The sequence below is a fragment of the Microcella frigidaquae genome (genome assembly GCF_014200395.1).
Taxonomy (GTDB): Bacteria; Actinomycetota; Actinomycetes; order Actinomycetales; family Microbacteriaceae; genus Microcella; species Microcella frigidaquae.
The window spans coordinates 102970-115690 of record NZ_JACHBS010000001.1; the positions used below are offsets into that span (position 1 = coordinate 102970).

The window sequence follows — 12721 nt, forward strand, 5'->3', positions numbered from 1 at the left end:
CAGTGTCCCGTATGTTTCCGGGATGTTACGGGGGGCGCGGATGGCCCCCGACAACGGGGGCCGGATGCTCAGCCGACCGCCTGCGCGAAGCCCTCGGTGGTCTCCGCCAGCGCGCGCATCGAGGCGGGGATCTCGCGGCCCTTCGCGACCATCGACTGCGCCCACAGACGCCCCGCCCGGTAGCTCGAGCGCACGAGCGGGCCGGCGAGCACCCCGAGGAAGCCGATGTCCTCGGCCTCGGCCTTGAGCTCGACGAATTCCTCCGGCTTCACCCAGCGGTCGATCGGGTGGTGCCGCGAGCTCGGCCGCAGGTACTGGGTGATCGTGACGATGTCGGTGCCCGCCGCGTGCAGGTCGCGCAGCGCCTGGGAGACCTCCTCGCGCGTCTCGCCCATGCCGAGGATCAGGTTCGACTTGGTGATGAGTCCGAAGTCGCGGGCCTGGGTGATGACATCGAGCGAGCGCTCATACCGGAACGCGGGGCGGATGCGCTTGAAGATGCGCGGCACCGTCTCGACGTTGTGGGCGAACACCTCGGGCCGCGACTCGAACACGACCCGCAGCAGCTCAGGGTTGCCCGAGAAGTCGGTCGCGAGCAGCTCGACCCCGGTGCCGGGGTTCAGCTCGTGGATCAACCGCACCGTCTCGGCGTGCAGCCAGGCGCCCTCGTCGGGCAGGTCATCGCGGGCGACACCGGTCACAGTGGCGTACCGGAGGTTCATCTGCACCACCGACTCGGCGACCCGTCGCGGCTCGTCGGTGTCATAGGCGGCGGGCTTGCCCGTGTCGATCTGGCAGAAGTCGCACCGCCGCGTGCACTGGCTGCCGCCGATGAGGAAGGTCGCCTCGCGGTCCTCCCAGCACTCGTAGATGTTCGGGCAGCCGGCCTCCTGGCACACGGTGTGCAGCTGCTGGTCGGTGACGAGGGAGCGCAGCGCGCTGTACTCGGGCCCCATCTTCGCCCGGGTCTTGATCCACTCGGGCTTCTTCTCGATCGGCGTCTGGGCGTTGCGCACCTCGAGGCGCAGGAGCTTGCGGCCCTCGCTCGGGTGGGTGATGGGCGAGGCGGTCATGCGGGAGCTCCTTCGCGGTCGTGCGCGGAGGCGCTGACCGGGCTGAGGTCGAGCGCGGAGGCGCCGACCGGGTCGTGGACGAGGGGGGAGAAGTGCCGCTCGATCAGGGGGGTGACCTCCGCAGGCGTCACGGTGCGGCCGAGCTCGCGGCTCACCGACGTCACGCCCGCGTCGGCGAGGCCGCAGGCGACGATCGCGCGGTAGGCGTCGAAGGCGTTCGAGCAGTTGAGGGCGAAGCCGTGCATGGTCACGCCCTGCGCCACGCGGATGCCGATCGCGGCGATCTTGTCGGTGCCCCGCATCCACACCCCGCTGCGCCCGTCGACGCGCCCGGCACCCTCGATGCCGAGATCGACGAGCACGGCGATCAGCATCTCCTCGAGGCACCGCACGTAGCGCACCACGTCGACGGGGTCGGCGAGCCGCATGATCGGATAGCCGACGAGCTGGCCGGGGCCGTGCCAGGTGATCTTCCCCCCGCGGTCGACCTCGATGACCGGCGTGCCGTCGGTGGGGCGCTCGTGGGGCTCGGTGCGCTTGCCCGCGGTGTACACGCTCTCGTGCTCGAGCAGCAGGACCGTATCGGGCGCCCGGCCCTCGACGACGGCGGCGTGCAGAGCACGCTGACGCTCGAGACCCGACAAGTACGGCACGGAGTTGGCGCTTAGCCCCGTGACGACGTAGTCGATCACGCGCTCAGTGTACGCCCGAGCCCGACTCGTAGGCTGAGGGTGTGACGGACACCCCTCCTGCCTCCCCGCCCGACTGGCCCGGGCAGCGCCTCGGCCTTCCGGAGACGGGCCCGCGATCGGTCGGCCGGTTCGGCCGCCGTCTGGGCGCCCTCGCCATCGACTGGGGGATCGCGGTGATCCTCTCCGCCGCGTTCTTCTCCTACGACTCGATCGCCACGCTGCTCATCTTCATCGGCCTCCAGGTGCTGTTCACGGTTGTCGTGAATGCGAGCCCCGGGCATCTCATCCTCGGGCTCCGCGTGGTGCCGATGGAGGGCGGACTGCTCGGTGTGTGGCGCCCCATCGTGCGGGCGCTGCTGATCGCCCTCGTGATCCCGCCGATGCTGTTCGACGACAACAACCGCGGGCTTCACGACCGTGCCGCGCGGACGATCCTCCTGCGTCGCTGACGGCGCCCCCGTCCGGGGACGCCGGGGGAGTCGTCGGGGCTAGCGGGGCTTCGGCGCCCGTGCCTTCAGCGGGTCGATGCCCTTCGGGATCGGCAGCGGGTTCGACTTGCTCAGCGAGGTCAGGCGGTTGTTGACCGCGAAGACCTCCGCCTTGGTCAGAGACCTCTTGAGCTTGTTGAGCGTCCGCGCGAGGTTCTCGAGCTTGACGCTGTCGGCATCGGGTCCGACGTGCAGGAAGTGCACCGGGACGTTCGGCACGATGCGGTTCACGTTGCGCCGCTCGTCCTCCATCATCCGGCGGGTGCGCGACGCCGGTCCCTCGCCGATGATGACCACGCCGGGCTTCCCGACGGCGCGGTAGACCGCATCCTGCGTCTTGGGGCTCACCGTGATCGGCATCTCGCTCGCCTGCCAGGCGCGCCGCAGCGACGACTTGAGCACCGCGCCGACGGCGCCGGGCTGGCCCGAGATCTGGCGGTAGGCGACGCGCTCGGCGCGTCGGCCCAGCACGATGAGCGTGAGCAGCACACCGAGCAGCACACCGGTCGTCACCCACAGGATGCTCGCCAGCACGTCGCCCGGCGTGACGAACACCGCGAGGAGCACGGAACCGAGGATCGGCAGCAGGAACGCCAGGAGCATGATCCAGACGGCGAGGCTGTCCATGCGGCGGGTCATCTGGAAGACCTGCCACATCTGCTTCATGCGACCGGGTTCTTTCGGGGGCTTCGGAGCGGAGGTGCGGGCCATGCCTACCAGGATAGGGGCTGGCCTCGACTCCTCCCCGCCGCGCGGCGGCAGACGACCGGTCACGGTCCGCCGCGGCCTTCCGCGTCAGCCGATCCGGCTGCGGCACCCTGCGGCTATGACATCCCGACTCCCTGCTGACCTGCCGCCCGCGCTCGGCGGGCACCGCCTCGTGCGGATGCTCGCGCAGGACGAACGGGCCGTGAGCGCCCTCGTTCACGCCGATGGCCGGTCCCACGTGGCACGGGTCTTCGCCTCCACCGCCGACCCCGCCGCCGTCGAGCAGGAGCTCGCGGTGCACGACCTGCTCGCGACCGCACCCGCCGCCCTCCGCCAGCACGTCGTCGGCCTCGCCGACCTGTTCACCCTGCCCGACGGCCGCCTCGTCGCCCTTCTCGACCCCGTGCCGGGGTGCCGCCTCGACGAGCTTCTGCGGCCGTCAGCGGTCGACCTGTCGCCGGGGGAGGCGGTTACCGTGCTGGCCCCGCTCGTCGGAGCAGTCGCAGCGGGTCATGAACTCGGCCTTACGGGCCTGCCGCTGCGGCCGTCCGCCATCCGCTTCACGGCGGCCGGCGCACCGATGATCGTCGAGCTCGGAGACGCTCGGGTCTCGCCCCCGCTGCCTGATCGCTACCGCGCGACGGAGCCCGCCTACCGGGCCGACAGCGCCGCGCTGCGGGCCCTCGCGGATGCGGTGGCCAGCGCATTGCCGCCTGCTGAGGCCGAGGCGCTCCGGGGGATCCTCGAGACCGTGACCATGGAGGGCGAACGGGGAGCCGCAGCATCCGCCCTGTTCGGGCTCGCTGTTCCGGAGCCGATCCGGCTCGAGGAACGGGCGGCCGTGATGCTCGCGCCCCCGCCGTCGGTGCCCCGGCCGTTCGCGCCACCGGCGGCGGCGGCTCTGTCGTGGCCACCGGCGGCGCTCGACACAGGTTCCTCGTCTGCGTCACAATCGGCCGAGCAGTCGTCCGTCGCAGGGTCCGGTCAGACCGCAGCGGGCGCGTCGGGCCGCGTCAGCCGCGTGGTGGACGAGACGCTGCGGGCTATCGCCCTACCGGAAGGAGTGCGGCGACCGATCCTTCGTGGTCTTCAGGTCGCGGAGTTCTGGCTCGACGATCGTCGCCAGCGGGTTGGGCAGCGCGAGGCCGTGGCTCCCGCTGGGCGGGCCGAGCGTGACAGGGGAGCCCGGCCGCGACTGCGCCCCCGATACGCGCTGATGGGGGCGGCGGGGGCCGCCGCCCTCCTCGCTGCCGTCGTCCTCGCGCAGGACGCTGGGGATGCGTCGGCGGAGACAGCAGCGCACGACACGCTGACGGACGATGGTACGGGGGAGGCGGAAGAGCCGCAGGGCGGCGTCACAGGAATCCCCGACTCCGCGGCAACGCGCGATGCGCCGGAACGGCTCCTCCGCCCCGACGTCGGCGAGTGGCCGGAGATCGTCGCGACGCTCGTCGAGCGGTGGGTCGCCTGCCGCGGCGAGGAGAGCGTCGCGGACGGCGACGGCGCGCGGGCGGACAGGGCGCGAGCGGATTGCGCGGAGAACGTGGCCCACGCGGGCTCGGCGGCCGCCGCGCTCATCGCCCTCGACGATGAGCGCCACGCGGTGCTCGCGGCATGGGCGCGCGGGGGCGGCGAGGCCGTCGTGGTCGAGCGGATGGGTGGGGCGGTGCTCGTCGACCTGGTCGCGTCCGGTCCCGGTGGAACGACAGCGGCCTCGCTCCTCGTGATGAGGAGCGAGGCCGGCTGGCGAATTCGCGATGTTCTCGGCTAGATGCCGAGGTCGGCGTCGAAGTCGGCCTCCTCGAGGCGCGCCTTGACGGCCGAGAGGAAGCGGGCGGCGTCGGCGCCGTCGACGATGCGGTGGTCATAGGACAGGGCGAAGTAGACCATTGAGCGCACGGCGACGACATCCGAGCCGTCGACCTGGATGACGGCGGGCTTCTTGGTCACGATGCCCGTGCCCAGGATGGCGACCTGGGGGAGGAAGACCACCGGGGTGTCGAACAGCGCGCCGCGCGAGCCGGTGTTGGTGAGCGTGAAGGTGCCGCCCGCCAGCTCATCCGGCTTCAACTGGTTGTCGCGCGTGCGTGCAGCGAGGTCCGCGATCTCGCGAGCCAGGCCCGCGATGGTGAGATCGCCCGCGTTCCGCACCACCGGCGTCAGCAGGCCGCGCTCGGTGTCAACCGCGATCGAGAGGTTCTCGGTATCGGGGTAGACGATCGAGTCGCCCTCGACGGTCGCGTTGATGATCGGGAACGCCCGCAGAGCCTCGGTCGCTGCTTTCGCGAAGAAGGGGAGGAAGGACAGCTTCGTGCCGGTCGCCTTCTCGAAGTCGCCCTTCACCGCGGTGCGCAGGGCGGCAAGTCGGGTCACGTCGACCTCGACGACAGTCGTCAGCTGGGCGGTCGACTGCATCGACGCGACCGCACGCTCGGCGATGACCTTGCGCAGCCGCGACATCGCGGCGGTCGTGCCGCGCAGCGGCGACACCTCGAGGGCGGGGCGAGGAGCCGCGGCGGCGGCGTGCGCGCCCCCTGCGGCTGCCAGCACGTCCTGCTTCCGGATCCGACCGCCGACGCCGGTCCCCGTCACGCGCGCGAGGTCGACACCGTGCTCGGCAGCCAGCTTGCGGACGATCGGCGTGATGTACGCGGCGGCGTTCGACGGGGCGGGCGCAGCCGGCGCGGCGGGCGCCGCAGCCGCAGGTGCCGGCGGAGCGGCAACCGGAGCGGCAGGGGCGGGGGCGGCGGGAGCGGCGACCGAAGCCGCTGGGGCGGCCGCGGGGGCCTCCACCACGGGAGCGGGAGTCGCAGGAGCGGGTGCGGGTTCCGCGACCGGAGCAGCCGCGGGGGCCTCGACCACGGGCGCCGGGGCAGCGGCGGCCGGCACCTCGGCCGGGGCCGGTGCGGCGGGAGCCGCCGAGCCGGAACCGTCACCGATGCGCACGAGCGGGGTGCCGACCTCGACGGTCTCGTCCTCCGCCACGAGGATCTCCTCCACGACGCCGGCGATCGGCGACGGGATCTCGGTGTCGACCTTGTCGGTCGACACCTCGAGCAGCGGCTCGTCGACCTCGACGCGGTCGCCGACGTTCTTGAGCCATCGGGTGACCGTTCCCTCGGTGACGCTCTCGCCGAGCGCCGGGAGGTTGACGGATTCGCTCATCAGTAGTGCTCCTTCGAAGCCTGTTGGTGGTGTCAGCCTAGTTGCGGGGTGCGGATCAGATGCCGTGCAGCGGCTTGCCCGCGAGCGCGAGGAACGCCTCGCCGAGCGCCTCGTTCTGCGTCGGGTGGGCGTGGATGAGGGGCGCGACATCCTCGGGGTGGGCATCCCAGTTGACGGCCAGCTGCGCCTCGCCGATCAGTTCGCCGACGCGCGCACCGATCATGTGCACGCCGACGACGGGGCCATCGATGACCCGGATGATCTTGATCGAGCCGGACGTCTCGAGGATGTGGCTCTTGCCGTTGCCCGCGAGGTTGTACTCGTAGGTCGCGATCGCCGCATCGCCGTACTGCTCCTTGGCCTTGGCCTCGCCGAGGCCGACCGAGGCGACCTCGGGCTCGCTGTAGGTGACCTTCGGGATGTTCGTGTCGGAGATGACGACCGGGTTCAGGCCCGCGATCTCCTCGGCCACGAAGATGCCGTGCTGGTAGCCGCGGTGCGCGAGCTGCAGGCCGGGGACGATGTCGCCGACGGCCCAGACGCCGGGGATGTTGGTGCGCAGGCGCTCGTCCGTCAGGACGAAGCCGCGGTCCATGGCGACGCCGACCTCCTCGAAGCCGAGGTTTGCGGTTGCCGGCCCGCGGCCGACGGCGACCAGAAGCAGCTCGGCCTCGATGGTCGCGCCGTTCTCGAGGGTCACGACAACGCCCTGGTCGTTCTGGGTCACGCTCTGGAAGCGGACACCGGTCGTGAACTCGATGCCGCGCTTGCGGAAGGCGCGCTCGAACTGCTTCGAGACCGACTCCTCCTCAGCGGGGACGAGACGGGGCAGGCCCTCGATGATGTGCACCTCCGAGCCCCACGAACGCCAGACGCTCGAGAACTCGACGCCGATGACGCCGCCGCCGAGCACGGCGACCTTCTTGGGCACGTAGTCGAGCTGCAGGGCCTGCTCGGAGGTGATGACGCGCCCGCCGATCTCGAGCCCCGGCAGGGTGCGCGAGTACGACCCGGTCGCGAGGACGATGTTCGTGCCGGTCACAGTCGTGTCGCCCACCTGCACGGTGGTGGGGGAGGTCAGCCGGCCCTCGCCCTCGATGAGGGTGATACCGCGCGCCTTGATGAGACCCTGAAGGCCCTTGTACTTGCTGGAGACGATGCCCTCGCGGTACTGGATGACAGCGGGGACGTCGATGCCTTCGAGCGTGGCCTTGACGCCGAAGCGGGCGGCGTCGCGTGCGGCGTCGGCCACCTCGGCCGCGTGCAGCAGGGCCTTGGTCGGGATGCAGCCGACGTGGAGGCAGGTGCCGCCGACCTTCGACTTCTCGATGAGCGCGACGCTCATCCCGAGCTGGCTGGCGCGCAGGGCGGCGGAGTAGCCACCGCTTCCCGCACCGAGGACGACAAGGTCAAACGTGTGGCTCGACACCGGCAGAGACTCCTTACATCCGCGAAGGATAGTCGTGCGGGGGTCGACGTCGAGGTGGCGGGTCGACCCGATGTGCGGCACGACGGTCACGTGCCAGCGTCGAGCCTACTACTTGGCCGCGAGCCGTTCCGCGAGCCGGACCAGCAGGCGCACCATCACCCCGGACGGGCCCTTGGGGGTGTAGCCGAAGGGGCTGCCCGGGTTGTTGGCGGGTCCGGCGATGTCGAGGTGGGCCCACGGGATGCGGGGCGCATCCGGCTCGGACCCGGTGCGGCCGACGAACTCACGCAGGAACACGCCCGCCAGCAGCATGCCGGCGGCGGTGCTGCCCGGCTTCGCGTTGGCGATGTCGGCGACGTCGCTCTTGAGCAGCGGCCGCAGTTCGGCGGGCAGCGGCATGGGCCACACGAGCTCGCCGGTGTCGGCCGCGGCGGCGCGCACCTGCTCGACGAGGGCGTCGTCGCCCATCAGGCCCGCGTACCGCTCGCCGAGGGCGACCCGGGCCGCGCCGGTGAGGGTGGCGACGTCGACGATCGCGTCGGGGCGCTCCTCGCTGGCGGCGGCGAGCCCGTCGGCCATGACGAGGCGGCCCTCCGCATCCGTGTTCAGCACCTCGACGGTGGTGCCGCCCCGGATCGTCAGGACGTCGTTGGGCCGCATCGCCGTCGACGACGGCAGGTTCTCGGCCAGGCAGAGCCACGCGGTGACGCGGGTGGGCAGACCGAGCCGGGCGGCGGCGATGACCGCGGCAAGCGCGGTCGCCGCGCCCGTCATGTCGTACTTCATGCCGACCATCGCCGCGGCGGGCTTGAGCGACAGCCCGCCGGAATCGAAGGTGATGCCCTTGCCGACGAGCGCGAGGTGGGGGCCGCCCTCCGCGCCCGCGTAGCGGACGGCGAGCAGGCGGGGCGGACGGGACGAGCCCTGGCCGACGCCCAGGATGCCCCCGAACCCGCCGGCGGCGAGCTCGTCGGGGCCCCACTCCTCGAACGTGAGCGGGAGGCCCGCTGCCGCCGTGCGGGCGCGCTCGACGAAAGAGGCAGGGTAGAGGTCGTTCGGCGGCGTGTTCACGAGGTCGCGCACGAGGGCGACCGCGTCGGCGGTGATGCCGGCGGCGATGGCGGCCTCGCCCGCGGCCTCGTGGTCGGAGACCAGGACGAGCTCGGTGGTCGTCGGCCCGGGCTCGGACCGTCGGTAGCCCGTGAAGCGGTAGCCGCCCATTGCGGCTCCCTCCAGCACCGCCTGGCAGTCGGCGGCGGTCTGCGCGGGCAGGGCCAGGGCAATCCGAGTCGCGCTGCTGAGCGCCCGCGCGGCGGTCCCGGCCGCGGTGCGCAGAGCCTCCGGTGTCTGCTCGCCACGGCCGAGACCGACGGCGAGGAGGCTCGCGGCAGCGACACCCTGCGGCGCGGGAACGCGCGCGGTCTCGTCGGCGGCGCCGGTGTGGCCCAGCATCCGCAGCATGTCGGCGATGCCGGTGAGAGCCGGGTCGTCGATGCCGACGAGCGCAACCGCGCCGTCCGCATCCGGGCGGGTTCCGATGACCAGGGCGTCGGCGACGACGGCGCTGAGGGACGCGGCAGAGACGGTGAGGGCGGGGGAGGGCATGCGCGCCATGCTAGCCGCGGCCGCTGTTCGCTCAGGGCGCTCGCGCTCCGGCCGGTTCGCCCGATCGGCGCGACCTACCATGGAGGTATGCGCACCCCGGCCGAGCTCTACACCGTCGCGATGACGGAGAACGAGGTGCCGCGCGGCCTGGCGCTGGTCGTCGGACTCACCGGCTTCGTCGACTCCGGCGGCGCGGTCGCGCAGGTGTCGGAGTACCTTCTCGACGAGCTCGACCACCGCGACGTCGTCGTCTTCGACAACGACGAGCTGCTCGACTACCGCGCCCGTCGGCCGATCATGGTCTTCGAGGAGACCCGCATCACCGAGTACCGCCGCCCGCAGCTCGTGCTGCGCCTCGCGGAGGACGAGCTCGGCGCTCCCTTCCTTCTGCTCACCGGCTACGAGCCGGACTTCCGGTGGGAGCGGTTCGTTGATGCCCTCCTCGATCTCATCGAGCGCTATGGGGTGGCCTCCACGACGTGGGTGCACGCCATCCCGATGCCCGTTCCGCACACCCGCCCGATCGGTGTGACCGTGAGCGGGACGCGCGAGGAGCTCATCGAGGCCTACTCGGTGTGGCGCCCGCGCACGCAGGTGCCCGGCAACGTCCTGCACCTGCTCGAGCACCGGCTGACCACCGCGGGTCACCCGACCGCGGGCTTCGTGCTGCTCGTGCCGCACTACCTGGCCGATACCGAGTTCCCCTCGGCGGCCGTGACGGCCCTCGAGAGCATCACCGCGGCGACCGGGCTCCTGTTCCCGACCGACCGGCTGCGGGAGGAGGGGCGGGAGTTCCTCGCCCGCATCGAGGCGCAGGTCGAGGAGAACAGCGAGCTCGCGCGGCTGGTGGGCGACCTCGAGAATCGGCACGACTCCTATATGGAGGACAACCCGCTCCGCTCGCCGCTGACCGACGAGGACGGCGAGCTGCCGAGCGCCGACTCGATCGCCGCCGAGCTCGAGAAGTTCCTGGCGCACCGCCAGGCCGCGGACGACGACCAGGGCTAGGCGCCCGATCCGGCGCCGGTTGCGGGCGCGCGGGCGCGGTGGTCGGCGCGTCGCGGCCCGTGTGCGATAATTAACCCTCACGACCCGGTCGGACGCCCGGCTCGCCTCCGCTTCATGCGGATGCTGGCCATCGCGACTTGACATGGGTCGTTCTCCTGCCCGCAGAACGCGAGATGAGGCCCCCATGGCTTCCCGAGCCACCACCGACGGCTCCACCGAGCCGGTCACGGCCGCGGCCAAGAAGCGCGCCGCATCCGCGACGACCACGGCAGGCACGCCGGCGGCGAAGGCCGCCACCCCGAAGGCCGCCCCCGCGAAGGCGGCCACCTCGAAGACCGCCGCCGCCAAGACGGCCGCCCCGAAGACGGAGAAGAGCACCACGAAGACTGCAGCTGCCGCGACGACGTCCGCGGCCCCGAAGACCACTGCCGCCAAGACGCCTGCTGCGAAGGCCACCGCGGCGAAGACTGGGGCCGCGAAGACAACCGCGGCGAAGGCCGCCGCCCCGAAGGCCGCCGCCTCGGCCGCCACCAAGCGCGCCGCCGCGAAGAAGGCCACCGCCGCCGCTGACGGCGTCGAGCCGGACATCGACGAGGACCTCGACGCGGTCGAGCCCGACGACGTCGAGGTCGTCCTCGACGACGAGGTCGCGGATGACTCGGCCGAGGTGCCGGCTGCCGACATCGCCGCCCCGGACGACGCGGTGAGCGGCGACTCCGCCGCCGATGACGACGACGCAGCCGACGACGAGGACGAGGCGGAAGAGTCCGGCTCGGCCGGCCCGCTGCCGACCGGCGCGATCGTCATCTCGAACACCGACGACGACGAGCTCCCGGTCTACTCGACGACCATCACCGGCGCCACGGCAGACCCGGTCAAGGACTACCTCAAGCAGATCGGCAAGGTCCCCCTCCTCAACGCCGCGGAGGAGGTCGAGCTCGCGATGCGCATCGAGGCCGGCCTCTTCGCCGAGGAGAAGCTGTCGCAGATGACCGACAAGGAGAAGCGCACGACCCTCGGCCGTGAGCTCGACTGGGTCGCCCGCGACGGTCAGCGGGCGAAGAACCACCTGCTCGGCGCGAACCTCCGCCTCGTCGTGTCGCTCGCCAAGCGGTACACCGGTCGCGGCATGCAGTTCCTCGACCTGATCCAGGAAGGCAACCTGGGTCTGATCCGCGCCGTCGAGAAGTTCGACTACACCAAGGGCTTCAAGTTCTCGACCTATGCGACGTGGTGGATCCGTCAGGCGATCACCCGCGCCATGGCCGACCAGGCCCGCACCATCCGCATCCCCGTGCACATGGTCGAGGTCATCAACAAGCTGGCCCGTGTTCAGCGGCAGATGCTGCAGGATCTCGGCCGCGAGCCCACTCCGGAGGAGCTGAGCCGCGAGCTCGACATGACGCCCGAGAAGGTCATCGAGGTGCAGAAGTACGGCCGCGAGCCGATCTCGCTGCACACCCCGCTCGGCGAGGACGGCGACAGCGAGTTCGGCGACCTGATCGAGGACACCGAGGCGGTGGTCCCGGCCGACGCGGTGGGCTTCACGATGCTGCAGAAGCAGCTCGAGAGCCTCCTCGACTCGCTCTCCGAGCGCGAGGCCGGTGTGATCCGCATGCGCTTCGGGCTCGGCGACGGCATGCCGAAGACGCTCGACCAGATCGGCGACACCTTCGGCGTCACGCGCGAGCGCATCCGCCAGATCGAGTCGAAGACGATGGCGAAGCTCCGCCACCCCTCGCGCTCGCAGGCGCTGCGCGACTACCTCGAGTAGGCCGCCCTGCTCGCCATCGGCGTCGACGCGCGCCCCGCATCCCGAACGGAGACCTCATGACCGCTCAGCCCAACGAGGGCAAGCCGCTCACGCGCGACGTCGACGGGGCGACCTACCAGCGCATCCCCGTGCGCACGCACGTGGTGATGTCGGGTGAGGACATCGTCGAGGTGGTTACGCGCTACGCGGGAGGGCTCGTCCTGCCGGGCGACATCGTCTTCGTGACCGAGAAGATCGTGGCCATCAGCCAGGGACGCGCCTTCCCGGTCGACGAGATCGAGCCCCGTCGCCTGGCGACCTTCCTGTCGAAGTACGTGACCAAGACGTCGCACGGCATCGGCCTGGGTATCCCGGAGACCATGGAGATGGCGCTGCGCGAGTGCGGCACCCCGCGCATCCTGCTCGCCGCCGCGGTCGCCGCGGTCACGAAGCCCTTCGGCCGCAAGGGCGACTTCTACCGCGTCGCCGGTCCGCGTGCTCGTGGCATCGATGGCCCGACCGCCCACACCATCCCGCCGTACAACCAGCAGGTCGTGCTGATCCCTCTCGACTCGGCGGGGGTCGCCCGCCAGCTGCGGCAGGCGCTCGGCGGCGAGGTCGAGGTCGCGATCGTCGACGTCAACGACTTCGGCGGCAACATCCTCGGCTCGACACTGACGACGGCGGGGGAGAAAGCACTGGTGGGGATCCTCGCCGACAACCCACTCGGGCAGGGGCGCGAGAGCACCCCGATCGGAATCGTCCGCCGCGCATCCTGACCGGCCGCACCCCGAGCGGTC

The 12721-nt window shown here is 71.7% G+C and carries 11 protein-coding genes; 5 read left to right on the forward strand and 6 right to left on the reverse strand.

The features are described from left to right. Window positions 1-68: 68 nt before the first annotated feature. Together lipA and lipB are read right to left on the reverse strand one after the other, a co-directional pair. Entirely contained in the window at window positions 69-1073 is a 1005-nt protein-coding gene (lipA, locus tag BJ959_RS00510; protein ID WP_153981210.1) for a lipoyl synthase, read from the reverse strand. After that, window positions 1070-1765 carry a lipoyl(octanoyl) transferase LipB gene (gene lipB, locus BJ959_RS00515; protein ID WP_153981209.1) on the reverse strand — a complete coding sequence of 232 codons (696 nt, stop codon included), beginning with the start codon at window positions 1763-1765 and terminating at the stop codon, window positions 1070-1072. The genes lipA and lipB overlap by 4 nt, the downstream gene beginning before the upstream one ends. Window positions 1766-1806: 41 nt before the next feature. Here lipB and BJ959_RS00520 point away from each other — a divergent pair, with 41 nt between their 5' ends. Beyond that, window positions 1807-2214: an RDD family protein gene (locus BJ959_RS00520; protein ID WP_153981208.1), complete on the forward strand. Its 408-nt coding sequence runs from the start codon at window positions 1807-1809 to the stop codon at window positions 2212-2214. Window positions 2215-2253: 39 nt separating this feature from the next. On the opposite strand, the gene BJ959_RS00525 is transcribed toward BJ959_RS00520, so the two are convergent. Beyond that, window positions 2254-2964 (reverse strand): DUF4191 domain-containing protein, encoded by a 711-nt coding sequence (locus tag BJ959_RS00525; RefSeq protein ID WP_153981207.1) that lies wholly within the window; start codon window positions 2962-2964, stop codon window positions 2254-2256. A 115-nt stretch (window positions 2965-3079) separates the two neighbouring features. On the opposite strand from BJ959_RS00525, the gene BJ959_RS00530 reads away from it, so the two are divergent. Beyond that, window positions 3080-4732, forward strand: a complete 1653-nt coding sequence (locus BJ959_RS00530) for a hypothetical protein (protein WP_153981206.1) — start codon at window positions 3080-3082, stop codon at window positions 4730-4732. Here BJ959_RS00530 and sucB read toward each other — a convergent pair. The 3 genes from sucB to BJ959_RS00545 all read right to left on the reverse strand — a co-directional run bounded on the left by sucB (window position 4729) and on the right by BJ959_RS00545 (window position 9160). After that, a complete protein-coding gene (gene sucB, locus BJ959_RS00535; protein WP_243738787.1) occupies window positions 4729-6126 on the reverse strand; it encodes a 2-oxoglutarate dehydrogenase, E2 component, dihydrolipoamide succinyltransferase in 1398 nt (465 codons plus the stop codon). The two genes, BJ959_RS00530 and sucB, sit on opposite strands and share 4 nt — an antisense overlap. Window positions 6127-6181: 55 nt before the next feature. After that, entirely contained in the window at window positions 6182-7555 is a 1374-nt protein-coding gene (gene lpdA / locus BJ959_RS00540; protein WP_153981256.1) for a dihydrolipoyl dehydrogenase, read from the reverse strand. Window positions 7556-7663: 108 nt separating this feature from the next. Then, window positions 7664-9160, reverse strand: coding sequence for a leucyl aminopeptidase (locus BJ959_RS00545; RefSeq protein WP_153981204.1), 1497 nt, complete (start codon window positions 9158-9160; stop codon window positions 7664-7666). 87 nt (window positions 9161-9247) lie between these two features. Between BJ959_RS00545 and BJ959_RS00550 the strand changes: the two genes are divergently transcribed. The 3 genes from BJ959_RS00550 (at window position 9248) to BJ959_RS00560 (ending at window position 12700) form a co-directional block, all read left to right on the forward strand. Continuing rightward, on the forward strand, window positions 9248-10168 hold the full coding sequence (locus BJ959_RS00550; RefSeq protein ID WP_153981203.1) for a proteasome assembly chaperone family protein: 921 nt from the start codon (window positions 9248-9250) through the stop codon (window positions 10166-10168). A gap of 184 nt (window positions 10169-10352) precedes the next feature. Further along, complete coding sequence (locus BJ959_RS00555; protein WP_153981202.1) at window positions 10353-11942, forward strand: RNA polymerase sigma factor; 1590 nt, start codon at window positions 10353-10355, stop codon at window positions 11940-11942. A gap of 56 nt (window positions 11943-11998) precedes the next feature. Then, window positions 11999-12700 (forward strand): coenzyme F420-0:L-glutamate ligase, encoded by a 702-nt coding sequence (locus tag BJ959_RS00560; RefSeq protein WP_153981201.1) that lies wholly within the window; start codon window positions 11999-12001, stop codon window positions 12698-12700. Window positions 12701-12721: the final 21 nt, after the last annotated feature.

What these genes read in the sequence shown, in the direction of transcription:
- lipA (WP_153981210.1), bottom strand. Translation starts at nt 1,073, where the DNA reads ATGACCGCCTCGCCCATCACCCACCCGAGCGAGGGCCGCAAGCTCCTG.
- BJ959_RS00525 (WP_153981207.1), bottom strand. Translation starts at nt 2,964, where the DNA reads ATGGCCCGCACCTCCGCTCCGAAGCCCCCGAAAGAACCCGGTCGCATG.
- BJ959_RS00530 (WP_153981206.1), top strand. Translation starts at nt 3,080, where the DNA reads ATGACATCCCGACTCCCTGCTGACCTGCCGCCCGCGCTCGGCGGGCAC.
- sucB (WP_243738787.1), bottom strand. Translation starts at nt 6,126, where the DNA reads ATGAGCGAATCCGTCAACCTCCCGGCGCTCGGCGAGAGCGTCACCGAG.
- BJ959_RS00545 (WP_153981204.1), bottom strand. Translation starts at nt 9,160, where the DNA reads ATGCCCTCCCCCGCCCTCACCGTCTCTGCCGCGTCCCTCAGCGCCGTC.
- BJ959_RS00550 (WP_153981203.1), top strand. Translation starts at nt 9,248, where the DNA reads ATGCGCACCCCGGCCGAGCTCTACACCGTCGCGATGACGGAGAACGAG.
- BJ959_RS00555 (WP_153981202.1), top strand. Translation starts at nt 10,353, where the DNA reads ATGGCTTCCCGAGCCACCACCGACGGCTCCACCGAGCCGGTCACGGCC.
- BJ959_RS00560 (WP_153981201.1), top strand. Translation starts at nt 11,999, where the DNA reads ATGACCGCTCAGCCCAACGAGGGCAAGCCGCTCACGCGCGACGTCGAC.